The organism is Polluticoccus soli, from assembly GCF_029269745.1.
In the GTDB taxonomy this organism is placed as follows: domain Bacteria; phylum Bacteroidota; class Bacteroidia; order Chitinophagales; family Chitinophagaceae; genus Polluticoccus; species Polluticoccus soli.
The window spans coordinates 836301-859761 of record NZ_JARJHT010000001.1 but is presented as its reverse complement, the minus strand read 5'-3'; the positions used below and the strand labels follow the sequence as shown (position 1 = coordinate 859761).

Annotated in this window: 28 protein-coding genes; 13 read left to right on the top strand and 15 right to left on the bottom strand. The window is 46.8% G+C overall.

Features of this window, described 5'->3' with window-relative positions; genetic code table 11:
- Positions 1–2: 2 nt before the first annotated feature.
- Entirely contained in the window at positions 3–3626 is a 3624-nt protein-coding gene (locus tag P2W83_RS03930) for a BamA/TamA family outer membrane protein (protein WP_276132391.1), read from the bottom strand.
- A 366-nt stretch (positions 3627–3992) separates the two neighbouring features.
- Between P2W83_RS03930 and P2W83_RS03925 the strand changes: the two genes are divergently transcribed.
- The 5 genes from P2W83_RS03925 (at position 3993) to P2W83_RS03905 (ending at position 7449) form a co-directional block, all read left to right on the top strand.
- A complete protein-coding gene (locus P2W83_RS03925) occupies positions 3993–4277 on the top strand; it encodes a hypothetical protein (protein ID WP_276132390.1) in 285 nt (94 codons plus the stop codon).
- 72 nt (positions 4278–4349) lie between these two features.
- Complete coding sequence (locus P2W83_RS03920) at positions 4350–5561, top strand: di-heme oxidoredictase family protein (RefSeq protein WP_276132389.1); 1212 nt, start codon at positions 4350–4352, stop codon at positions 5559–5561.
- Entirely contained in the window at positions 5558–5998 is a 441-nt protein-coding gene (locus tag P2W83_RS03915) for a Rieske (2Fe-2S) protein (protein ID WP_276132388.1), read from the top strand. Before P2W83_RS03920 ends, P2W83_RS03915 begins: the two co-directional genes overlap by 4 nt.
- A 1-nt stretch (position 5999) precedes the next feature.
- The gene (locus P2W83_RS03910; protein WP_276132387.1) at positions 6000–7223 is read left to right on the top strand and encodes a hypothetical protein; all 1224 of its coding nucleotides are present in this window, start codon (positions 6000–6002) and stop codon (positions 7221–7223) included.
- 49 nt (positions 7224–7272) lie between these two features.
- The gene (locus P2W83_RS03905) at positions 7273–7449 is read left to right on the top strand and encodes a Sec-independent protein translocase subunit TatA/TatB (RefSeq protein ID WP_276132386.1); all 177 of its coding nucleotides are present in this window, start codon (positions 7273–7275) and stop codon (positions 7447–7449) included.
- Positions 7450–7484: 35 nt separating this feature from the next.
- Here the strand turns inward: P2W83_RS03905 and P2W83_RS03900 are convergent, their stop codons facing one another.
- Genes P2W83_RS03900 through P2W83_RS03880 form a run of 5 tightly spaced genes read right to left on the bottom strand, consistent with a single transcriptional unit; the run spans position 7485 to position 11181 of the window.
- Complete coding sequence (locus P2W83_RS03900) at positions 7485–8159, bottom strand: response regulator transcription factor (RefSeq protein WP_276132385.1); 675 nt, start codon at positions 8157–8159, stop codon at positions 7485–7487.
- A gap of 3 nt (positions 8160–8162) precedes the next feature.
- Positions 8163–8939 carry a sensor histidine kinase gene (locus P2W83_RS03895; RefSeq protein WP_276132384.1) on the bottom strand — a complete coding sequence of 259 codons (777 nt, stop codon included), beginning with the start codon at positions 8937–8939 and terminating at the stop codon, positions 8163–8165.
- Positions 8932–9594: a hypothetical protein gene (locus tag P2W83_RS03890; RefSeq protein ID WP_276132383.1), complete on the bottom strand. Its 663-nt coding sequence runs from the start codon at positions 9592–9594 to the stop codon at positions 8932–8934. The genes P2W83_RS03895 and P2W83_RS03890 overlap by 8 nt, the downstream gene beginning before the upstream one ends.
- A 60-nt stretch (positions 9595–9654) precedes the next feature.
- The gene (locus P2W83_RS03885; protein WP_276132382.1) at positions 9655–10305 is read right to left on the bottom strand and encodes a hypothetical protein; all 651 of its coding nucleotides are present in this window, start codon (positions 10303–10305) and stop codon (positions 9655–9657) included.
- Positions 10306–10347: 42 nt separating this feature from the next.
- Positions 10348–11181, bottom strand: a complete 834-nt coding sequence (locus P2W83_RS03880; protein ID WP_276132381.1) for a hypothetical protein — start codon at positions 11179–11181, stop codon at positions 10348–10350.
- Between the two features lie 220 nt (positions 11182–11401).
- On the opposite strand from P2W83_RS03880, the gene P2W83_RS03875 reads away from it, so the two are divergent.
- Positions 11402–11962 (top strand): hypothetical protein, encoded by a 561-nt coding sequence (locus P2W83_RS03875; protein WP_276132380.1) that lies wholly within the window; start codon positions 11402–11404, stop codon positions 11960–11962.
- A 55-nt stretch (positions 11963–12017) separates the two neighbouring features.
- On the opposite strand, the gene P2W83_RS03870 is transcribed toward P2W83_RS03875, so the two are convergent.
- From P2W83_RS03870 to porT, 3 genes are all read right to left on the bottom strand, one after another.
- Positions 12018–12329, bottom strand: a complete 312-nt coding sequence (locus tag P2W83_RS03870; RefSeq protein ID WP_276132379.1) for a KGG domain-containing protein — start codon at positions 12327–12329, stop codon at positions 12018–12020.
- Between the two features lie 292 nt (positions 12330–12621).
- On the bottom strand, positions 12622–13734 hold the full coding sequence (locus P2W83_RS03865; RefSeq protein WP_276132378.1) for an AI-2E family transporter: 1113 nt from the start codon (positions 13732–13734) through the stop codon (positions 12622–12624).
- A 53-nt stretch (positions 13735–13787) separates the two neighbouring features.
- Positions 13788–14567: a type IX secretion/gliding motility protein PorT/SprT gene (porT, locus tag P2W83_RS03860; protein ID WP_276132377.1), complete on the bottom strand. Its 780-nt coding sequence runs from the start codon at positions 14565–14567 to the stop codon at positions 13788–13790.
- Positions 14568–14642: 75 nt separating this feature from the next.
- Here porT and P2W83_RS03855 point away from each other — a divergent pair, with 75 nt between their 5' ends.
- A complete protein-coding gene (locus P2W83_RS03855) occupies positions 14643–15281 on the top strand; it encodes a peroxiredoxin (RefSeq protein WP_276132376.1) in 639 nt (212 codons plus the stop codon).
- Positions 15282–16009: 728 nt separating this feature from the next.
- Positions 16010–16132, top strand: a complete 123-nt coding sequence (locus P2W83_RS03850) for a hypothetical protein (protein ID WP_276132375.1) — start codon at positions 16010–16012, stop codon at positions 16130–16132.
- A gap of 22 nt (positions 16133–16154) precedes the next feature.
- Here the strand turns inward: P2W83_RS03850 and P2W83_RS03845 are convergent, their stop codons facing one another.
- Both P2W83_RS03845 and ybeY read right to left on the bottom strand, forming a co-directional pair.
- Positions 16155–16877, bottom strand: coding sequence for an RluA family pseudouridine synthase (locus P2W83_RS03845; protein ID WP_276132374.1), 723 nt, complete (start codon positions 16875–16877; stop codon positions 16155–16157).
- A gap of 2 nt (positions 16878–16879) precedes the next feature.
- Positions 16880–17311 (bottom strand): rRNA maturation RNase YbeY, encoded by a 432-nt coding sequence (ybeY, locus tag P2W83_RS03840; protein ID WP_276132373.1) that lies wholly within the window; start codon positions 17309–17311, stop codon positions 16880–16882.
- A gap of 71 nt (positions 17312–17382) precedes the next feature.
- Between ybeY and P2W83_RS03835 the strand changes: the two genes are divergently transcribed.
- Together P2W83_RS03835 and nadD are read left to right on the top strand one after the other, a co-directional pair.
- Positions 17383–17631: a FeoA family protein gene (locus P2W83_RS03835; protein ID WP_276132372.1), complete on the top strand. Its 249-nt coding sequence runs from the start codon at positions 17383–17385 to the stop codon at positions 17629–17631.
- 175 nt (positions 17632–17806) lie between these two features.
- Positions 17807–18376 (top strand): nicotinate (nicotinamide) nucleotide adenylyltransferase, encoded by a 570-nt coding sequence (nadD, locus tag P2W83_RS03830; protein ID WP_276132371.1) that lies wholly within the window; start codon positions 17807–17809, stop codon positions 18374–18376.
- On the opposite strand, the gene P2W83_RS03825 is transcribed toward nadD, so the two are convergent.
- Positions 18377–19402 carry an AI-2E family transporter gene (locus tag P2W83_RS03825; RefSeq protein WP_276132370.1) on the bottom strand — a complete coding sequence of 342 codons (1026 nt, stop codon included), beginning with the start codon at positions 19400–19402 and terminating at the stop codon, positions 18377–18379.
- A 147-nt stretch (positions 19403–19549) separates the two neighbouring features.
- Here P2W83_RS03825 and P2W83_RS03820 point away from each other — a divergent pair, with 147 nt between their 5' ends.
- From P2W83_RS03820 to P2W83_RS03810, 3 genes are read left to right on the top strand one after another with little or no spacing between them, the layout of a single operon-like run.
- The gene (locus P2W83_RS03820; protein WP_276132369.1) at positions 19550–19747 is read left to right on the top strand and encodes a YtxH domain-containing protein; all 198 of its coding nucleotides are present in this window, start codon (positions 19550–19552) and stop codon (positions 19745–19747) included.
- Positions 19748–19756: 9 nt separating this feature from the next.
- The gene (locus tag P2W83_RS03815; protein WP_276132368.1) at positions 19757–20134 is read left to right on the top strand and encodes a hypothetical protein; all 378 of its coding nucleotides are present in this window, start codon (positions 19757–19759) and stop codon (positions 20132–20134) included.
- Positions 20135–20148: 14 nt separating this feature from the next.
- The gene (locus P2W83_RS03810; protein ID WP_276132367.1) at positions 20149–20616 is read left to right on the top strand and encodes a hypothetical protein; all 468 of its coding nucleotides are present in this window, start codon (positions 20149–20151) and stop codon (positions 20614–20616) included.
- Here the strand turns inward: P2W83_RS03810 and P2W83_RS03805 are convergent.
- The 3 genes from P2W83_RS03805 to P2W83_RS03795 form a co-directional block, all read right to left on the bottom strand.
- Positions 20606–21442 (bottom strand): universal stress protein, encoded by an 837-nt coding sequence (locus P2W83_RS03805; protein ID WP_276132366.1) that lies wholly within the window; start codon positions 21440–21442, stop codon positions 20606–20608. The genes P2W83_RS03810 and P2W83_RS03805 overlap by 11 nt on opposite strands.
- 69 nt (positions 21443–21511) lie before the next feature.
- Positions 21512–22252, bottom strand: coding sequence for a sugar transferase (locus P2W83_RS03800; protein ID WP_276132365.1), 741 nt, complete (start codon positions 22250–22252; stop codon positions 21512–21514).
- 86 nt (positions 22253–22338) lie between these two features.
- The gene (locus P2W83_RS03795) at positions 22339–23400 is read right to left on the bottom strand and encodes an O-antigen ligase family protein (RefSeq protein WP_276132364.1); all 1062 of its coding nucleotides are present in this window, start codon (positions 23398–23400) and stop codon (positions 22339–22341) included.
- Positions 23401–23461 lie beyond the last annotated feature (61 nt).

Below are 23461 nucleotides of genomic sequence, written 5' to 3'. Positions count from 1 at the left end.
TTCTAGAACTGGAATCCAAATCCAATGATCGGCATGATGTTCTCCTCTTTTGAGTGAGCAACACAACCTGTGAATACAAAGCGGTGAACAGGCGATACCCAGAAGCCGCCGCCAAACCCGTCGTGCCAGCGTGCGGAAGCTTCATCGTCGATCCATACCCGACCTATGTCATTAAATGCCATGATGCCCCACGAACCCGGGAACAAATAAGTTTTGAACTGGTGAAGGCGAAGTCTGATCTCTGTGTTGTTGTACACCATTCCCCGTCCTGCAAAACGATCCCTGCGAAATCCCCTGAGATTGGCAGGGCCGCTCAGATATAGTGCCTGTGGAAAATCAAAGTTGCCCAAAATATATCCTCCACCGAATCGGGTAGCAAGCACAAAATACTGCGCCTGGCTTATGCTCATGAAGAATGCAAGATCGAGATCTGCCCGGAACGGTGTATGGTGATCGGCATTTAAACCTATCAGTTGCCGCAAGTTCAACTCCATTGTAGCACCACGTGTAGGCATTACCTGGTTATTCTTTGAGTTTACCAGCATGCGTGCTTCAACACCGGCAAAATATTTTGGCTGGTACAGATCTGGAGTAGCGGGCTTGGTTAGTGTATCAGTCAGGTATTTGCCTTCGTTCTGGTTTTCTCTTACCTGGTAGTATTGCAAAGAGGGTCCGATATCAACGTTGAGCCATGACTGAAGGTTTTTGCGGATGCCCACAAACAGATCACCTATATCATACTGGGTGCGATAGTATTCTATCTCGCCGGGTTTATTCTTATCAAATTCAGTGTTGTTGCCAAGGCCGAAGAAGTTGGTGACATATCGTGGAGCGCGTATGTCCAGGCGTGCTATAAGGTCTTTGTCGTACCAAATATCGGTGTAGTCAAACTCGTATTTGAAGCGATATGACTGTGTACCGAATGCATACTGTGCCCCGATCAAATGACGGGTCCAGTATGGGTCTTTGCGGAACTTGTGTTTAAAGAACTCGATCTCGCCACCAAGAATAAAGCCATTATCGGTATTGTATGCGAGGTTAACTCCGGGCAGCGCATAGCTATGCTTGAACTGCTGCCGGCTGTACAAATTGGTTCGCGGATCGGCGTCTATCTTCGATACTATCCCCGGGTTACCGACTATCATATTGTTCTCAAAGTTTACGTCGTAGGCCAGGAGTTCTCCACCATTGCCGGTATTCAGAAATTTATCTTCGCCGGGACCACCTATCATACGGACACGGATAGGTGAGCCGCCACCCGTAACCACAAAGCTGTCATTACCTTCCAGTCCATATAATTGCACTTCATTAGTAACGGCCGGGTCAAAAACGCGGTCGTACATTTTTGCCGCCAGCGATCCTTTTACATCCAGTTCCTGTACAAGAAGATGTATTGAGCCATCGTCATTTTTAGTGACCGTGAATATCTCTCGCTGCTTTGAGCCTGTAATAGTAGAGGTGTGCGAGATGTATCTATAGTACTTCAGCATTTCGTCCTTGAAGCTTTTGCGACGGTTACGAAGTACGCTGGATATATGATCGGCGTGGTGCTGTGCAATAGCATAAGGCTGTTTGTTGACCGCAGCATCGATATTGGCATCGGTCATAGTATTCAGGAACGCATCTATTTCATTTTCCCAGTCTTCCTGCGTTAATGCATTCAGGAAAAAGTGATCGAAGTTATAGGCTTGTTTATTGAAGGCTGTAGGATACCAGTTGCGATCGCTAAATCCCTGTATCTCTGGTATGGCTAGTATTTTTTGCGACAGGTAGGGGATAACACCCTGGTTGACAAAAAATGCCTGGCTGGGGTTTTGCGGTATGGGATAATATACCTGGTTGCGTCCTGTATCGTAGGTAGCCCAGGTAAACTGCGCATCGTTGCGATTGAAATCCATAACAAAATTGTCCATCAGGCGTGCACGCAATACTTTCTTTTGGTCTACTGTATTGTTATTGCTGCGCTGCATGCGTAGTATCAGCTCTTCTGTGCTGATGGTTTTCATCACGCCTTGCGGTTCACGCTCTTCCAATATGCCCACCGTATTCTTAAAGTCATTTCTGAAACGGTTCAGGCGCGGATCGTCAGGTATATACACCAGCTTGCGGCGCGGGGATGGAATTTTGGCTGAGTGCTGCAAATCGCTTACAATGACTGCTGCAAAAGGATAGGTAGCCGACATCGCATCGTCCTTTCTATTAAGGTCTATCCTCACACGCAGGTCTGAAGGAATAACATTTTGTGGAAAGCGTTCAATTGAACGTAGCTGCCATTGTTTGCCTTTCTTTTCTTCGAGTGTAAGTGTTCGTGACTGTCCAGCCGTTTGTCTTACTGGTCGCAGACCGCCCGATTCTTTTGTAATGTCAAACACTGGTATTGTAATGGGCTCGGTCCACTCTTCGCGATAGTTTTTGCCAAATAGTGCACGTTTCACGCCACTGCCTTTCAACTGTGCGTTAGCTGCTACAGTAACAGAATCCGGCAGGGTTTGGTAGTTTGTATCCAAAGCCGGCGGTGGTGTGACCGGAACTATCGTTTTTAATTGCTTGGTATATAGTGGAGTTGAAAGATCCTTACTGTCCACATCATAAAACTTCACCAGTACCTTACCATTCTTGTATACTTCCAGAAGACTGCAGCCATAGTTGAGGTGCAGGAAATCATTGTGTTTGCCGGGCTTGATGATATTGAGTTTAGAACCTGAGCCGCTTACTATATAAGGAATGCTGTCTTTAATGTTGAGTTGCAGCGCGTGCTCGTGTCCTGATACGTGTACAGGATTCGGGTGTTTCTTAAGAGTCGCCTCAATATCGTTGATCATGTTACGATACAGTGGGTGGTAGATATCCTGCAGGTTGCCGAAGTAACCACGGGCGATAGGATAGGCCGAACCCAGGATCGGTAAAGGAATATATAAACTGCTGGAGATCGCCCTGAATGGAAATATATGGTCTTGCCAGGTGTAGCCACCACCATGTGGTCCAGATGTATAGAACGGGTGGTGCACAGCGAAGATAAGTAGTTGATTAGGGTGGGTTTGAACAATCTCATTGAGCTCAGTGGTGAATTCGTCTATTGTTTTGGCAGCACACGATGAGCCAGGTCCCGGTTTATCGTGCACATGCAGAAACCATTGGCTATCACCAAATACGATCACGACTTTATCGTCTACTTCGTTCAGCACAGGGCCTGGGCAACCATCCAATGGCCATGCCTGCACATTGGGCAGCCCAAGACCATTTATATAGTTCACCTGGTTGATAGCAGCCTGGTCGCCACCTATTTTACCGTTCATCCAGTCGTGGTTGCCCGGAATAAAGTAAGCCTTTGCTTTTTTACCTCTTACCAAACCTATCTGGTAATCAATAACGGCCTTGGCTGCCGCGTAGGTAGGTGCCCCTTCCATGGGCAAACCCATATCATATATATTGTCACCAAGGTAGAGGACCCGGTTTTGGGTATCGTTCCAGTCTACATTCTTCTTCAGCCAGTCTATAACCGGTTGAGTATTGTTGTATAGTTGGCCTGCATCACCAACCAGGAATATTCGTTGTTGAATAGTATCAGACTGTGCAAAACCGAAAATAGGAAATAGCAGAACGGAGAGGAAAATGATCCCTTTCATGATCGTTAGGAATATTTTATCCTAACAGACTGAAAAAAATCGCTCCAACAGGGCTGATCAATAAGCAACAATATTTTGTAGATAAGGGGAAACTATGCCGTAAAAAATATTTTATGTAGAACAGCGATTTAGATATGCTGTTTAATTATTGATTGTTTTGGGCACAATTTTGGATGCCTCTTTGATAGGAACCAAGTGCGCTCATTACTTAGGATTTATTGCAGGGTTTTGGTTTTTTATTGCAGAGTGTTGATGAGCAGTTAGGATTTATTGCAGAGTTCACTTCTTAAAATAAAAATTATTTGCATAGTTTTTGTTATTCAGATGTTAATGACGAGTTTTGTGAACCATTAAGTATAAGGGATTATGCTGTATAACTACTTAACCGAGTATCTTCCGCTTGCAATATTCTTTACTATTGGAATTTTTGCCTTTATCAAACTGGTTACAGTAAAGATCACCCGCTTACCCGATTCCGGAAGCCTTTTCGTCGAATCATTCGGATTGTATAGCGAACAATACATCAGAAATACTTTTCATAAGCAAATGCAAAGCTATTATAAGTCGAGCAATAAGATCAACTCCTGGTTTTATCTGTTCCTCTGCATGCTGCTGGCAGTCTATGGCTTTATAGTGTTGGTTATCGGCTAGTTTTAGGTTAGTCTAAAAAAATATTTTGACTGAATAAAATTTAGGTTGATATTTGCCTAAACTTTCTGTGATATGAGAAAGCTGGCAATTATCAGCCTTTGTTGTTTACTGGCGATTTCGTGTAAAAAAATATTTCCTTCAGCTCCTGCTGACGAAGACATCCTTGACGGGCCGCTCGAGGGTTTGACCACCGAACAGAAATCACAATTCCTGGCGGGCGATGTAGCCTTCAACGATGAAGTGTTTACCGCTGAAACCGGTTTAGGTCCATACTTCGTAGCAACATCCTGTGGCTCGTGCCATGCGGGCGATGGAAAAGGGCACCCATTTACCACGCTTACCCGCTTTGGTCAGCTTGACTCGAACGGCAACACCTGGTTGTTGCACGGCGGACCGCAATTGCAAAACAGGGCACTGCCCGGTCATACACCTGAGCAAGTTCCGGCTGGTGCACCGTTCTCGCGGTTTACGCCTCCTGCCAATACCGGGTTGGGTTTCCTGGCTGCACTTACCGATGAACAGATATTGGCCAATGCCGACCGTGCGGATAGCGATGGTGACGGTATCTCCGGCGTGCCTAACTATATCACACCTCCAGCTTACTTTGAACCTAAATGGTTTCATGTAGCGAAGAACGGTAAGTATATAGGACGCTTTGGAAAGAAAGCCGCGGCGATCGATCTGCTGCAACAAACAGTAAATGCCTACAACCAGGATATGGGTATTACCAGCGAGTATTCGAAAGATGAACCGGCCATTTACAACAGTACGAATGAACAACCGGATAACGTTCCCGATCCTGAAGTATCAACGGCTACTCTTAATAATGTGGTGTTTTATCTACGAACATTGAAAGTACCTGTACAGCGCAATGCCAACGATGTGGATGTAATAGCCGGTAAAAACCTGTTTATAGAAACAGGTTGTGGCAAATGCCATACGCCGCAGTGGACAACGCAAGTGAGTGACGTAGCATCCTTGAGCAACAAAACCTTCTATCCTTACACAGACCTGTTGATGCACGACATGGGGCCGGGCCTGGATGACGGCTACACTGAAGGTATTGCCAAGACCAGCGAATGGAAGACACCGGCCTTATGGGGACTTGGTCTTTCTATGAATTCACAAGGTGGACAATACTACCTGATGCACGATGGACGCGCCCACACCATACACGATGCCATATCGCTACACGGTGGCGAAGCAGAGCAGATCAAGAACAAATACCTGCAGCTGAGCGAAGCCGATAAGAATAAACTCACCAAATTTTTGGAGAGCTTATGACGCGGCAGGAGTTCTTAAAACTGTGTGGTGGCGGCTGCCTTGCTGTTGTTGCAATGACTGCCTTAGGTGGAGTGGCTAAAGCTGCTATAAAGCAGCCGTTGCAAGACGAGGAGAACAAAATAGCGATAGAGAAAAGCAAGTTTGAGAAGAAGAAAGACGACGAAGTGACCTATCGCACGTACATAAAAATTTCTCCTGAAGGGCTGGATTTTCCGATAGTCGTTTACCGGTTTGATGAAAATGACTATGCTGCACTATTGCTACAATGCACACATCGCGGAGCCGAGTTGAACATAAATGGTGATACAGTGAGCTGTCCTGCGCATGATAGCGAATTTAGCAACAGGGGCGAGGTGCTGAACGGCCCTGCCGACGAACCTTTAAAAACATTCGCTGTAACCAGCGACGAACAATTTATTTACGTAAACCTGGTATAAGATGAAGCAAGTATTTGTACTGGTATTATTGCTGACGAGTTTAAGTGCGACCGCACAAACCGACTCTCCGTTTATCAAACGCATCCCGGTTGATACATCGAAGTCGCAAATGAATATGGATGCTGTGTATAACCGCCCGTTTTTGCAGGCAGGTAAAATACCGGTGTCTATAGGTGGCTACCTGGAGGCCAACAGCAGCTATTTCGTAACCAATGGTATTACGGAGGGCTTGTCTTTCCAGCTGCCGAGAATGACGGTATTCATTTCGTCCACCATCAAAAAACGCATCAAGTTCCTTTCAGAGATTGAATTTGAAGAAGGTGGCAAAGAGATCAATATCGAATTCGCATCAATGGATATAACCTTGCACCCGCTGGCCAACCTGCGTGGAGGTATTATCATGAATCCCATCGGCGCATTCAACCAGAACCATGATGGTCCGAAATGGGAGTTTGTGAGCAGGCCGATTGCTTCTACTACTATCATCCCGGCCACCTGGAGCAATGTTGGTTTCGGCATGTATGGCAAATACGCCAGCAACAATTGGGTATGGGCATATGAGGCTTATGCTACCAACGGTTTCGACGATCGCATTATCAACAACGACATGAACCGCACCTGGTTGCCAGCCAGCAAAGAAAATGGAGAACGTTTTGAAGAAAGCTTCAATGGCGTGCCGTTGGTGACAGCCAAGACTGCTATTAAGCACCGCAAAGTGGCTGAGATTGGACTGTCGTGGATGGGCGGCGCGTACAACAAATTTCGTGAGGATGGTATTGAGTTGGATAAGAAGAGAAGGGTAGACCTGTTCGCTATAGATGCTAATACTACCATACAGACTACAGGGACCTACATTACCGGCGAATGGGTTTGGGCATTTATCGATGTTCCCGGCAGTTTCAGTCAACAGTTTGGCGACAAACAACAAGGAGGATTTATCGATATCGTGCAACCTATTGTAAAACGAAGGATGTTTGGCTGGGATAACAGCACGCTGAATGTGGCCCTAAGGGTAGAGCATGCCGATTATAATGTGGGACAGTTTACCGAAACAGGTGGGAGATTGTTTGACCATACTTATGCCATCACTCCTGCTGTTAGCTTCAGGCCCTCGCAGCAAACTGTTATCAGGGCCAATTACAGGTACCAGTGGGAAAAGGATATTTTGGGCAACCCGGAAAGCCGCACTGCCGGCATACAGATAGGATTTTCCACTTATTTTTAACCTGATTGGTATTAGGAAAATAGCCTAACTTTGCGGGCAAATAGTGCCAATGAATACTCTACTACTTTTATCGATGCCCGGAGGTGGCGAAATGATTTGGATAGCACTGATAATCATCGTGCTTTTCGGTGCAAAGAAAATACCCGGCCTGATGGGGGGGATCGGCAAAGGCATCAAAGAATTTAAAGATGCCAAAGAGGGTAAGGATACCGATACGGACAAATAAGGACTTCAATAGAAAGGGCTGCAATTGCAGCCCTTTTAATTTTCTACACGGGCTACATCTATTAGCCCGTATTTTATTGCAAATAGTACCAGTCCCGTTTTCGATTTGATGTTGAATTTCTCAAAGATCGCTTCGCGGTAGCCATCCACGGTGCGACGGCTTACACCCATTTGGTCGGCTATCTGTTCATAGGTAAGTTCCTGCTCGTTGCACACCAGGCGAAGGAATTGTTTTTCGCGGTCGGTTATCTGTTCGTGTACCTGTGTTTTCTCATCTTTCAGCTGGTGGTGTTCGGTCGTGAGCGCTTTCATCAGCATTTCATCGTGGTAGTAACCCGTTTTCAGTACATCGTCTATCGCTTTCTTCAGCACATCGGCAGTGCAGCTCTTAGGTAAATATCCACGAATGCCAAATCGGAATAATTCGATGATCGTTTTCTCGGTGGTTTCCAGTGTCAATATCATCACCGGTGTTTTTACACCACGTGCTTTCAGTTCTTTCACTGTTTCAGCGCCATCCATCACCGGCATGGTCAGGTCCATGATAATGAGATCGGGATTGTCCGTAAATGGAAGGGTGTCTAAAAGTTCCTGCCCGTTGTCAAACTGTTGTATAATGCTGTAGCTGCCCATTTTTTCAATGAGCGCTTTCAGGCCGTTGCGTACTATCGGGTGGTCGTCTACCAGGTATATGGAAACATTCTTAGTCATGGATCAGATGTTTGTTTCAGAAAGTGTAAAGGTACTGCCTTTGCCAACGGCAGTGTCGATATGGAAATGCAGGTTGGCCAGTGCTGCACGTTTGGTCATGTTCTTCAATCCCGCACCACCGCCGGAACGCATTGTTTCAGCAAGGTCAAAACCTTGTCCATCATCGCTCAACAGCAGCGTAAATTTATCTTTTGCCTTCAACTGCACATGTATGTTTTTTGCACGCGCGTGTTTCAGCATATTGTTCAACAGTTCCTGGTAAATGCGGAAGGCCATGATACGCTGGTCTTTGTTCAATACAGGTTCCGTTTCATCGTGCTGCAGGTGTATCGATATCTTTTTGAACTGGCGCAGCCTGTTGGCTTCCTGTTCTACCATTTGCAGAAGACCCTTCTGCTCCAGCACATCGCTGTTCAGGCTATGGCTTAGCAAGCGGACTTGTTGTATGGTATCTGTTAGTGTCGAATCGATGGGCGCCAGCGTAGTGACCACCTCTGGTCTGTCCAGCTTTTCCTGTTCTATTTGTATGCGCATCAGCGTGAGCAGATGGCCGATATTATCGTGCAGTTCGCGCGAGATGTTATTGAGCGTTTGCTCTTGTACTTCATTCTCTACAGCGCGCAACTCTTTTTCGTAATTGGTTTGCATCAGCGCCATCTTTACTTCCTGCTGCACATGTCTACGGTTGGCCAAAAAGATCGTGATGATCACACCAGCTATCAATAATAGGATAAGAAGTGTAGTAACAACAATGGTAAAACCTATATCAGAATCAAACATGATTGCGAAGTTTTACAGTTGCGAGATGTTGGCGTCCTGCCAGGAAAAGACCAATGGCTACCATAGGATACCGCAGGTGGTTCAACACTTCTGTAATGATGAATAGCTTTTCGAGTAGAACGGGATTGGTGGTGTATAGGTAGTTGAACATGCTATAGTACGGTACAATGCCGCCGAAAAATATCAATACTGATAGCGACAGCCAGAAAACCGGTTGTGAAGATAGTGCTTGTCGGGTGAATGACGCGTGGAAGAGGACAGCAATAAAGATCACAATAAGCGTGGTGCCTATGGCAGTAAGCGCTGGTGCGGGATGCATATCGATACCATTGATCGAAATGAAATAGACCCACAATGCTGTTGGTATTAGTAACAACCCGAGAAAACCTTTTTGGAGTACCCGGTTTTTTAGCAGCAAGATCCCTGTGGTACCCATGACCCATAGCTCTGTGAGCCAATACCAATTGAACAACCAGAGATTATGCTCGCGATAAACTGCTGCGATATACCAGCCGCCCACTTCTGCCATCATACCCAAAAACACCTGTAGCAATGCCAGCCGGTAGGGCAGCGCCATACGCCGGAAAAATGCCAGGCCTATGAAGAGTGCCAGTATTTTGGTAGCGATAGTTGTGAGTAGATACGTCAGGGGCATCGCTCACAAAATATAAAAAACTGGAGCGTACTTGTACCGTGATAACTGAACGTTAACAAGTTACGTGGCGCGCTGTTCGGCCAGTTGTTGTCTGCCGGCGAGATAAAAGCTGAACGCTACTAATGGGTAACGGATAGCCACGAGGATATTGTTTATGTAATATAGTTTATCAAGTAGCTCGTGAGATCGGGATGAAATCAGGTTGTACATTCCAAACAAAGGAATATTACAACTGAAATATAGAATGACAGAAACCGAGAGCCAGAATGCTGCGGACTTGAAAAGGTTTTGCTGATACAACGTGGAGACAAGAACTATCAAAAATATTAAGGTAAGGCAAATACCAACATATAGTAACGAAGCTGAAGACAGAACATTGACGCCGTATTGGGTAATATCAAAAATCCAAAGTGCAGAACCAGCTAACAGGGCAAGCGGAATAGCTATTTTTACCAGTCGTTGTATTGTCAACATTGCACCGGTCAATCCCGTTAGCCATAATTCTGGCATGAGATAAAATGAATTGAAAACCCACGCGTTCCCCCGGTGATGCGCAGAACTAAAGTGCCCAAGTATCTCGCAAAGAAGCGTAACACATACCAGCGCCAACATCAACCGATAAGGCAAAGGCAGATGCTTTACCCAGTAAAAACCAAATATGACGGCTAATAAGTTGCCGCCGACGGCAAATAATAAATATTGCATACGCAATTACAGTGCGAAGGTAAAAAGCGTATGCAATATTTGGAATTATTACGCTGTAGTTGCCATTGATGACACTGCCACACCTACAGGTGCAAAATATCCGTTGCAGCGAGGTGGGCACAACGTAGCCATATCGCAACCTTTATAGCTGAACATAGATACGGTACTATCATTGTCCAGAAGCTTTTCATCGTTCACTTCAAGGTATAGAACCAGGCCATGTGGCCATAATACGGCATCAGCACCGGGCTCTGATTCGGTATAAGAAGCAGCACAGAAGTGTAAACGCACGTTATCTGGTGGATCGGTTGGGGCGCCATTGTCTTGATACATCTGGTAGATCTCGGCTTCCCACGGGAAAGTGAGGGTGCGAACATAGGTAAACCCGCCATCGGCGCTTAGCTCCTGCGGAGTTGAGCCTTCTTCAAGTGTGTACTCAAAAGAATCGAGATAAACCGGGTCGCTAAAAGAGCAAGCGGCGGATGGTGTTGCAGCAATGCTGTTTTCTGCTACGTCATACCATGACTCGCAACCATTGGCCAGCAACTGGTACACCGGATTGTCGTAGTCGGTAATTGTAGTTGCCTGCATTTGACAGATCTGCATGCGCAGATATAACGACGCTGTTGCAGTGTTGTAGCAGTGAACAAAACGAATGGCTATCTCAGAAACAGGAACTGAGGGAAACTGGCCCTGGTAATCGTTAACGGCTTGTTCGAGGTAATTCCATGGAATACTGAAATCTGACGAGAATTCCTGGCTACCGCTTGGGTAGAGGGAATAATGTTTTTTGAAATTGCGAATACCCTGTTCCAGCTTCTCCTTCGTAATAGCGAGGGAAGCCGGATCTGAGCTTTCGTCTTTTAAAATACGTACCGGCATAGTTGAAAAATTTTTTTCCAAAATACATAACCCGTACATAATCCGCCACCGTGTAAAATACCCCCCTGCAGTTGCACGTATTCACCTTGTAGCCGTTTTGTAGTTGCCGCAACTTTGTAATGCAATCAGGGCAATGATTTCACTGCATGCAGCCCCCTTAACCTTATTACCTGACTGTAAACTCTATCGCTTTTATTAAACATTATTTAACAGAAACACTATGGTGCGCATCACCTATAACGGCTTCAATAAGAACCTTCGCCTCGCGGTAAACAATGTGAACAACCTGCTGCAACAGGAGTACTTCTATATGGGCATACAAAAGCATAATGCTTTCGACATGTGCGATGTGAGCCCTGCACAACTGGCCGACCTTATGCGTATAGCAGATATCCAGCTTTCTGTCGACCTGTATTATTCACTCTACCCTTTCGGTAATACGCTGGTGACCGACAATGCAGAATCGCCCAATGTTATCAGGGTAAATAAATGGAACATCAATTGCTCGCTGGCTATTTTGGGTAGCGCGTTGATGCACCAGTGTGTTCATGCAGTAAATGCGTACTTCCCGCAGTTTACCTTTGGACACGGGGATAGCGACGATAGCAACAATGTGAATACAGCTCCCTACTGGATCGCACAGCTGGCTGAGCGCTATATTGCTGCTGATAATATTATTTACGAAGCACTTGCTGACGAAGCTGTTTCAGAATTGCCTTTTCTGCAGCAGTTTGCCGGGGTAGCTAAAAGGCGCGCTGCCTACCTGCCTGTACGACAATAAGAACAGGCTGCGAAACCTCGCAGCCCGTTTATCTAACTTAAACTACCTGTCTAGACTACATTTCTTCATCGTCCATGTCGCGGCTGCTGCGGCGGCTTTTGCTGCTAGGGCTGCCACTGCTACTGCTGCTGCGACGTCCGCCACCATGTGAGGACTGGCCACCTTTGCGGGCTATCTCACGTTGTTTCTCCTCGTCCAAAGACGCAAATCCGCGTTTTGATTTGCTGGCGCCACTGCTGGTATTGCTGCGGCTTCCCCCTTTGTTGCCAGAAGAACTGCTACCACTACGTCCGCCGGAATTGCCGCTACCGCTGCTGCCTCGGCCACTATTCGAATTGCCTCCGCGGCCCTTACTGTTTTCTGCCATAGGTTTGAGATTTTGTGTTAAAAAAGTTTTGCTCAATAAGCAAAAGGAATGTGCCAACATGCGGCGCGATGCACTGTGGACGCGGCTTTCAGGACGGAAGTAATAACACTCACGGTCTGCGATCCGTTATTTGTGCGCGGCAAATTGCTGGTTATACATAAGATGTACAGCGATGGGTATCTGGCTATATGTTTTGCGATTTAACAAGGGTGGTTCTTGTTACGCAGGCCGCCTATTAGATCCACCATGCATAATTGTAGAAATCGCTACACAGGATATCTTCTGCGACCCATTAGTCGGCGTACTTCTTGCCGGTGAAAAGACCTTTGAGCCATTTGACAACGGCGTAGTCGCCAGTGTGGTTTTTCTCGTCTTCGCCCACCAGGTAGCCGTATGGTTTCAATGCCGATATATTGTCGAAGATGATCTTGGTGATAGCCAGCAACGGTAGCGCCAGTATCATGCCGGGTATCCCCCAGAGAAATTCGCCGAACACGATAATGAGTATGGTGAACAAAGGATTGATGCTCACCGCCCGTCCCACCACCAATGGCTCCAGGATATAGCTTTGTAAGAATTGCACGGTGCCATATACACAGACGATGCCTATCACGTCATTCATATCGCCTCCCTGTGCCAGGGTAAATAATACTGTGAGCGTAGTACCGGTTATGTTACCCACAAACGGCACGATCTCCAGCAGGCCGCAGAGCACCGCGAAGAACAATGCATGTTTTACGCCGATGATACTGAAGCCTATGCCATACATGATCCACAGGCAAACGATCATCATAGCCAGCCCGGATAAATACTTTTGGATGACCCCTGACGTGGTATCCATTATTTTTTCAGCCTGGTGCTTACTGTCTGTGGGGGTCAGCTTCAGCACAAAATTGCGCAGGCGCGTGCGGAAGTACATGAATAAGTACATGTATACCATCACCAATACGCAGCTGGTAAGGATACCACCCAACCCTGCTACCAGCCTTGTGATGGTTTGAGAGGCTTTGCCGGCCGAGGCTGATCGTTGGTGTTCCAGCATTTGTTGTTGTTGCTCATGCGAGACGCCCAGCTTGGTGCTGATCAGTACTTTGATCTTCGCTACCATTTGCGCGAACTGCTCTTGCAGCTGATCGGCATTGCTGAGCAGGTCGTTGATCTGCCAGGCTACCAGCGATACTATACCAGCGAACACCGCCACCAGTATCAGCACGCAGATCAGTACCGCCCAGCCACGGGCTATATTCTTTCTTTCAAGTTTTTCGCTGAGGGGGGTGAAGAGCATGGCCAGCAAGGCTGCAAACACCACCGGTACCAGGAACCCCTCCAAATAATACATGCCCGCAAACAGCAGGAAAAAGAAGGCGAGCAGGCGTATGGCCTTGGTTAAGTTGATGTTGCTCATCAACCCTTATGGCTAAAAACTATGCCACCTGGCCATTTTCAGCACGTAAGTGCTTAACCCTCAAGGTGTATGGAAATAACCACCATGCGCGTGCTAATGAAGTCGATGGCGTTGCTGAGCGGGATATTCCCGTCTTTGAACTGCTGGTTCAGCAGGCCCTGGCTTAGTTTCAGCTCTGGGGCAAAGATGAAGTTGGGATTGTAAAACTCGAAGCCTACACCTATTTCATAGCCGGCATCGAAAGGCTTTACTTTGATAAACTCGTCGCGGCGGCGCGAGCGGGCGTTGGCGGCCAGGTCTATATCGAACTTGCCACCCAGCAGGCCGTAAAAACGGAAATTCTGTATGCGGTCGCTTTTGAACTTGAGCTGCAGCGGCATATGCATGTAAATGGCCTCGATGGTACGGTCCGAAGCTATAACGGCTCCGCCTGTATCGGTCTGCTCCAGGTGGAATGCCTTTTCGGCAAAGGCCAGGCAGGGGTTGAAACGAGCGTCTATAAAACTGCTCAGCTTCACATTGCCCATCAGGCCCAGGTTGAAGCCCGGTTTGGAACTGGTGTTGATGACCTTGAAACTATCGTGTTCGGCGAACGATTGGGTGAACTTGACCCTGTAGGTAGAGTAGTTCATGCCGAAGGTGATACCGAAGTAATACGCCTTATCGTCGTGGTCGGCCATATTGATGATCTTGCGCTGGGCCGAAGCCTGGTTGCCAAACAAAACGCAGATTACCAATAAAATACCGAGTCGCAAGCGCATATGGTTATATAACGGAGGATACGAAGATACAGTATACAGCCAGTTAACCAAATGCTTATGATTATCGTGCATAGATTTTATTTAATACTCTTCTTGCATACGTATCTTAGATTTATTATTTTCATTCACCATCATAAACTAATAATTATGGCATTAAGACTTGGCGACGAAGCGCCAAATTTCCGCGCCCAGACCACTGAGGGCGAAATTGATCTGCATCAATACCTGGGCAATAGCTGGGGCATCCTGTTCTCTCACCCGGCCGACTATACGCCGGTATGTACTACCGAGCTGGGCCGCACTGCGCAACTGAAAGACGAGTTTGCAAGGCGCAACGTAAAAGTGCTGGCAGTAAGTGTTGACCCGCTGGACAAACACCAGGGCTGGGTGAATGACATCAACGAAACACAGAACACAACTGTCAACTTCCCGATCATAGCAGATGAGGGCCGCACCGTGGCTACCCTGTACGATATGATACACCCCGAGGCCAGCCTGACGCAGACCGTGCGCTCGCTGTTTGTGATAGGCCCCGATAAGAAGATCAAGCTGACCATCACATACCCGGCTTCTACAGGCCGCAACTTTGTTGAAGTGCTGCGAGTGATTGATTCTCTGCAACTTACAGCAAATCACAGCGTAGCTACCCCTGCCGACTGGAAACACGGCGAGGACGTGATCGTGGTGCCTGCAGTGAGTACAGAAGATGCACAACAAAAATTTCCTAAAGGATTAAAAATTGTAAAACCGTATCTTCGCTATACGCCACAGCCAAATCTAGAATAACGATATCCACCCGACAGCATGAAAAATGAAGAGTCCCGCATTGCATCGCAATGCGGGACTTAGTTTTTTATTAATACCAAACGTCATTGTTTTCCAACTCCCCTCCTCAGATGAGGAGGGGCACACCGGCAGAGGGCGAACAGCCCGTTGCCGGTCGGGGTGGTTGAAAAAGCTGAGAATTTAAACTTCAGCTGAAAGAACTTCCTTCAGCCATTCAACCACCCCGGTTTGCAACGAGTCGTTCCGACTCTCTGCAAACATCCCCTCCTTAACTAAGGAGGGGAGCTCTCACGTTATTGCATTAGATACAAAATGAATAATTTATTGTATATTTGTAGTAGATAAAACTGTAAACCCAATGCCTGTTATCCCGAGCAACAGCCGCTCATCAGAAAGTCATTGCTCATCGCGAGGGAACCCGCAAAACGTGGGATCCTTCGCGGCAACTTCAACACGATCACCAGCAACAGCGACTCGGGATGACAGGACGAACAAAACACGTAAAACGCGTATAAAAAGCGAACAAATTCGAAGCGAAACCCAATACCAGCGCAGTATCCAGCGAGTAACAATTCCAGGCCGTGTAACAAATGTCTGAACTGGAATTTATGGAATGTATGAATACCCGGAATTCTGAAAATTCTTTAATTCAACGAATTCCGGTTCAGACAAGAAAAATGACAACAAACGGCAACAAAACAAGCACCTGGCAACAAAAACTATAGCCTATGAAAAACACCAAACCTATCCATCCCGCTCTGCGCCTGCATCTCGCTTTAAATGCCGCATGGTTACGGCAACAAAACCGCAAATCCATGACAAAAGCGGAAACATTTGCTATCAATACATAGAGAAAAATGCAAACTGGAATGGTTACACCTTAGACCACTTATTTAGCTGCTTTACGCAGGCGGCAATGTCTTTGGGTAGTGGCGCTTCGGCTACTATCTCGGTGCCATCCTCTTTTTTCAGCTCGAGGCGCGAGGCGTGCAGGGCCAGTCGGCTAAGCAGGGGGCGTTCGGCTTCGTCGTTATCTGACAAGCGGTATTTCTTTTTGATGGAGGAGAGGAAGAAAGGTTTGCCGTCGCCATAGAGCGGGTCGGCTACAATAGAGTGGCCAATAGACTGTGTGTGTACCCTGATCTGGTGCGTGCGGCCGGTGTGTATCTGGAACTGCACCAGCGAGTGCAGGGGCCATTCTTCTACCACCTTATAATCGGTAATAGAGGGCTTGCCTTTTTTAGCGGTTACCATCTTACCGTTCTTGGCAGGGTGCTCAACGATAGGTTTTTCGATGCGTCCTTCAGTAGGAATGAGGCGGCCATGTACCAGCCCAAGGTAGTACTTACCTACCTCGTGCTCCTGGAACAGTTTAGAGAGGTACTTATGGCTCTCTTCGTGTTTGGCAAAACAGATGACACCGCTGGTGTCGCGGTCTATACGGTGCACGACAAATACCTGCTTGCCGTAGTGCTGCTCCAGCAACTTGTTGAGCGAGGGCAGCTCGCGGTTGAACCTGTCGGGTATCACCAGCAGGCCGGCGGGTTTGTTCACAATTACCAGGTCTTTGTCTTCGTATAGTATGTCTAACTGCATGCTCAGGCTTTAAAATATTGTTTCAGGCAAAGGTCTTCTTTACGGCGCATCTCTTTGCGGTCGGCATCGGTCTTGTCTTTGTAGCCGCACAGGTGCAGGGCTCCATGGAAGATGACACGATGCAGCTCGTCGTTGTAGCTCACGCCAAACTTTTCGGCGTTATCGGCCACGCGGTCCACGCTGACGTAGATCTCACCGATCATCTCGTCGTCGTACTCGCCAAGGTCAAATGTTATAATATCTGTATAGGTGTTGTGTTTCAGGAACTGTTGGTTGATGCCCAGCAAGTGTTCGTCGCTACAGAAGATGTAGGTGAGCTGCACCTTCTGCGTTTTTTTCAGGTTTTTGCGCACCAATTCGTCCAAAAAAGCCGATAAACGGCGTTTTTCTTTGAGTTTGGCGCGGACTTCGAGCTCGTGAAACCGTGAGGGCATTAACAAAAGTTTGCGGCGAAGTTCGCAAACATTTTTGTGGATAGCGGCATGGAAGCCGTAATTTTGTAATAATGAAGGTGTTGGAGGAAAAACTGTTGCGCCTGTCGCAACTGCCCGCCGGTCAAAAGGCGGTGATCAAAAGCCACGAGCAGAGCGATTTTCAGCTTACCCTGATGGAAATGGGCTGCATACCGGGAGAGCCGGTGTGGATAGAGATGATAGCCCCCCTCGGCGACCCAATGGCCATACAAATAGCCGGCTACTACCTGAGCATCCGCAAACAGGATGCAGATAAGATATGGGTGGGTACCACTGCCTGACCCCCAAACCCCCTGAAGCGGGCTTTACGAACTGAACGATTTTTACATTGAATAACTAATTCCCCCAATGCCCCTGAAGAAAGGGCTTTTTTGTATATGTCGCGCCCGGCAAGGATTAACCGGGATTTTAAATGGTGGCTTATGGGCCTTAGGTCTTTTCGCTTAGATTTGCGCCATGCATATAGGGTTGTATTTCGGCAGTTTTAATCCCATACATATAGGTCACCTGATAGTAGCGAACCATGTAGTAGAGAATACCGACGTAGATAAGATCTGGTTTGTAGTATCGCCGCACAACCCTTTGAAGGACTCGCACACCCTGCTGAATGAATACGACCGCCTGCACCTGGTGCAACTGGCCATAGAAGACAACTCCAGGTTCAGGGCCAGCAATGTAGAGTTTCACCTGCCAAAGCCGTCTTATACCATCGACACCCTTACCTACCTGGCCGAAAAATTCCCGCTGGAAACCTTTTCGGTGGTGATGGGATCCGATAGCTTTTCCAACATCCATCGCTGGAAGAACTATGAGCAGCTGGTGAGCCAGTATTCTTTCATCGTTTACAACAGGCCGGGTTTTCCCGTGGCAGATACTTACGGTGCAAAGCTTCAGGTGGTGGACGCTCCGCTGCTGGAGATATCGTCTACCTTCATCCGCCAGCAGATAAAAACAAAGAAGTCGGTACGCTACGTGCTGCCTGACAAGGTGCGCGAGTACGTCGAGAACAGCAACTACTATAAATAACTAGTCTGTTGCGCTGCCCCTTGGGGAAAATTCTACACGGAAAATCTTGATCAACAGCAGGAAGTAGGAAATGAGCATGGGGCCGAAGATGAAGCCCATAAACCCGAATAGCGGGATGCCCACCATGATGCCCAACGCAGTGGTGATGGGGTGAATGTCGCCAAGCCGACGCAGGATGGTAAAGCGCAGAATATTATCGACGCTGCCGGTAATAAGCAGGGAGTAGAATAGCAGGCCGGTGCCTTGTCCGCTCCTGTCGATAGCATAGAGATAAACGCACAATGGAATCCATACTACCGCTGTACCGATGATGGGTACCAGCGAGAAGACCCCGGTGATCACTCCCCAAAGGATATACTCCTCAATGCCGAACATATAGTAACCGAGTATGGATACAATAGCCTGGCTGGCTGCCAGCACCGGAATGCCAATGGCGTTTGACACCACCATGATGCGGGTGGCCTCCCAGATGTCGTCGATGTTAGTATCCTTTAGAGGGATGTATTTCTGCACGGTGTATTCCATTTTGCGGCCATCTACCAGCATGTAATACAGGAGGAAGAAGGCGAGAATGGCATTGGTGAGCATATTGAGCGTGGCATTGAGGACAGTAGGCACCGAAGTGGTGGCTCGCTGTATCATGCCGCGTACCTGGTCGTCGTTGATAGCCAGGTGAGGAGACAGCTTTTGTAGTTTTCGGCTGAGGGTTTCCAGGATGGTGTTGAGTTGGCTTTCATCGCCCAGGAAGGCAGTGAACTTAGGTAGCAACACCTGGACGAGGGCGGCTATGGGTAATACGAAGATGACGATGGCAACAAGAATGAATAATAAAGCGGTGAGCCATTTCTTCCAGTTTTTGATGACCGTCAGCTCAAAGAATTTCTGACGCATCAGGATATATAGGGTGATGGCACCCAGCACGCCCGGGAAGAAAATATAGAGCTCCCGGCCCAGGGCATAACCCAGGACGATGATGAGGCCAATGAGCACAAACTGCTTCAGGTTATCGGTATTCAGGAAGGTCATTATCGATGCCTGTAATAGCTTTATGTTTTGTATTTAAACTGATAATAATCAATTAAAATCCTGCCAACCGTTTGATCAAACTCTGGCACGATATTTATTAATTTTGTTGTAGACAATTCATCCGTTGATTTTTAAATTTTAAGAAGTATGGCTAACAACACTGGAAAAACTGTTGCTACGTTATTGATTGGTGCTGCAATAGGCGCAGCAGTAGGTTACATTCTCGCCACAGACAAAGACACCCGCCAGGAAAACATGGAGCGTATCAAAGATCGCCTGAGTAATCTGAAAAACAAGTTCAACAAAAGGAACGTTGACCTTGAAGAGGAGATCTACAACGCTTAATTCTGAGGAATGAACTTTATCAATAAGTGGAAAGATAAAATAGCTCATTACGTTGACGTTCGTATTCAGCTGGTAAAGCTGAATGTAATAGAACGCTCGTCCAACGTATTGAGCTATCTTATTTTCGTTTTCATCTGCCTGTTCCTCTCGCTGTCGGTGCTTATTTTCCTGGGCATCGTGATCGGTGAGCTATTTTCAGGCATATTTGACTCGCGCCCTCTGGGTTACCTGGTTACCACGGGTATCTACATCTTGCTTGTAGCGCTGATGTTTGGACTGCGCAAGTCTATTATCAATACCTTCGCCGGCGTATTTATCCGCATTCTCACTTCGGTGGATGAGGATGATACTGACGAGGAAGAACAAGACGCTACAAAAGCGGCATAAAAATCGACCCCCCAATGAGACTGTATCCTAAAAAGCTGAACAGCCTTGAAGAGCTGAAACGAGAGAAGCAGGTGCTGAAGTACGCCCGCAAGCATAGCAAACCTGAAGGCTTTATGGATATGATCCCGAAGCCAAGCGCTAAGGAGGACAAACAAAGTGACATCCTTTCTTTTGCCGGTGATCTACTCACATCCAGGTCAACGATCGATACCCTGATGACATTGGGGCTGCCCATGCTGAAACTAGTGGGTCGTAAAACGGAAAAGAGTTTCCTGAAGACGGTGGTGGGTGAAGTATTCGGAGGTTACATCAAGTGGAAGGTTCTGCAGATGGGCGTTAGAGGCGTACGCCTGCTGGTGCACATGCAGAAAGAAAAAGCTAAAAAAAAAGAGGCACCAAAGGGGTACAAGGTGAATAACCAAGAGTTCAAAAAAGAACAGACTAAAAAAACTCACCCCCAAGCAGAGTATTCTACTCACTAGCAGGCTGATGCTCGTGCAGGGCCAACAGTGGTATATGGCTCATCTTTACAATGGCGCTAGTGTGGCTTTTCTTAAACAGGCTATCGAAAAATGAATGTTTGTGTGGTATTACCACCAACCAGTCCATACCTTTCTCGGTTACAAAATTGCTGATGCCTTCTTCCAGATCCTTACTTTCAATATAGTGATACTGGGGAGCTGCTGTTTTCAGGTAATTGTGTATCACCTCGGTATTGAGGGGCATCTCAGTTCCAAAATGTTTATTGTCATGGTCTACATTGAGTATGTGCAGCTGGGCTTTTGTTTGCTGTGCCAACGCAATGATATCTGCAGCGGGAAAAGTATTGCCAACCTGCTTGAAATCGCAGGCCAGGCAGATGTTCTTTAGTGGTTTAAAGTTAGTGCCCGGTGGCACAGCTAATACGGTATGCGGTAGGTCGCGCAACTCGCTGATGAGGTTGCTGCCCAGCCAGAACTGTGTATCACTGGTGCTGCTGTTGCCTACTACTATCAGCCAGGGCTTTTGTTGCCCAGAGTATTCTTCCAGACTGTCGGTTATGTCACCGTAGGTAATGACTTGTTCGATAGTTACACCCGGATAGGACTGACGTAACTGGGTCACCAGCTCTGCCATGCTTTCTTCTGCTATTTCGCGTCCGTCGTCTACCGGCATTAAAGGCATGGGGGTATCGCCGAAAGTTACAGGTATAACAAAAGAATGGACGATGTGCAGCGAAGCGCCGTAAGCCTGGGCCATCTGGCAGGCATAGTCTACCGCGCTGTTGGCTGTGGCAGAGAAGTCAGTGGCGGCTATAATAACAGACATGGTGTGTTTTTTAGTGCTCAAAAAATAAGCATAAAAAACACACCACGAAAATATTTTACAGAAAGATAATTAGTCTTTTTTCAGTAATCCGGAGAGACCTTTGCCAATAACCTGGGCAAAAGTGGTGAAGACAATAGTGATGTCAAGCCACACGCTGCGGTTCTTCAGGTAGTAAACGTCCCATTGTACGCGTTTACGCAGTTCACGCTCAGCATTAATCTCGCCTATATAGCCTTTGATCTGCGCCATGCCGGTCATTCCCGGTACAGCTTCGTGACGAAGATTATAATAAGGTATGATCTGTGAGTAGTAGCGGGTATGGTAGAGCATGTGCGGGCGAGGACCCACAATGCTCATATCGCCCAGCAATACGTTGAAGAACTGCGGAGTTTCATCAAGGTGCGTAAGACGGAGGAACTTACCGACTGTAGTAATACGCTTATCGTTGGAGGTAGCTTGCTTGGTGTCTGCATCAGCGTTGACGTACATCGTACGAAACTTGAAACAGTCGAACTCTACACCCTTATAACCAGTACGTTTTTGAATAAAGAAAACGGGACCCCTTGAAGTTAACTTGATCAGCAGGGCAACAATCGGGTACACCCACGACATTACCAACAGGATAAACGTCATGGAAATGGTCACATCCATCGCGCGCTTCAGCGCAGAGTAATAGGCCGGCGGCTGGTAAACCATATATCTATGGTTTATTTCCCTGAACATCTCCCTGATCTCTGCAATATCAGACTGGGGAGCTGCCGGACGGGACGACTGGGCGGCCGGTAGTTTTATTACAAAAGGTTGTTCCATTTAAAGTATTGGGTCGGGAGCTGTTTTTCTAATTCATTAGCTTACAGCAAAAATCGTGTCAAATTTTCACCGAGGTGCAAATTTCTTTAAACTTTTTTAGATTTTGAAATATTCATCTGCATATTTTTGCCCATACTATCACTATAATATATATTCCAAAATATTTGTGTAAAAAAACAATAATATATAACGCCTGCGTGGCTTTGCAATGCGGACTCCTGCATCATAAAAGCAAAACCAACTAAATGAAAAATAAAAAAAAGCGAACTATATATTATTTTTCGTACATATAAAAAGGGTGATAAAATAATTATCATACAAAGAAGCAGGCCTGGTAATCCTATCATCAGAAAGGATTGAAGGAACATATTGTGAAGATTTATGTTGTAAAGTTCAGAGGTATTATCGAAATACGTTTTATCCCAATTCTGGACATGGTAGCGGCCAAATCTCTGATTTTGTAATTCCTGCCAGTCGCCACTACCACAGCCGGTCAGCCATAGGTTATTATCTATAATGTTTTCAATACCTATCCGCCAGGAGAATACCCGGATGGTCAGGTTGCTCAGGCGGCTCTCGTCCACCTCGCGGTAGTCGGTAAGGAATGCTTTATTGAGATCGTTTTTTTGAATTACATCGTTGTATCTCTCTTTAATTGGGTTTTCGGTAACCACGAGAGCTGTAAACAAAGCAACCGCCGCGGTAGCCAGGATTGCAACCTTGGCAGTACCAAAGCGAGTTTTCAGTGTTTTCCGCAGATAAAACGGAGTAATGATCAGAAAAAACAAGACAATCAGTGTCTTGGAAGACAACAGAATAAAAAAGACAATTTGTAGTGCAATAAGTATGAACCTGAGGACTCGCCAGCTACCCACAAAAAAGCGCCCCCATGGAAAGAATAGTAAAGCACTTAGCGAAAATAGCGCATACCAGGCCATATATACAGCATGGATATCGTCTATGGGTTTCACCAGTTTATTGTAAAACAATACCTCAATATCGCCTGTTGACAGATAAGACCGGGTTGCGGCCGTGATGCATATTAGAGCGGCGACGCTTATGCCGCTGACAAATGCAAGAAAAATATTTTCGACTGATTGCCGTTTTAAGGTAGTGCCGGCTCCGACCACGATAGGTAGCAGCAGCATGCTGAGTTTTATCTGGGTGTCGAAAAGTGACAGTTCTTTATTACTGCTATAAAAATAGCTA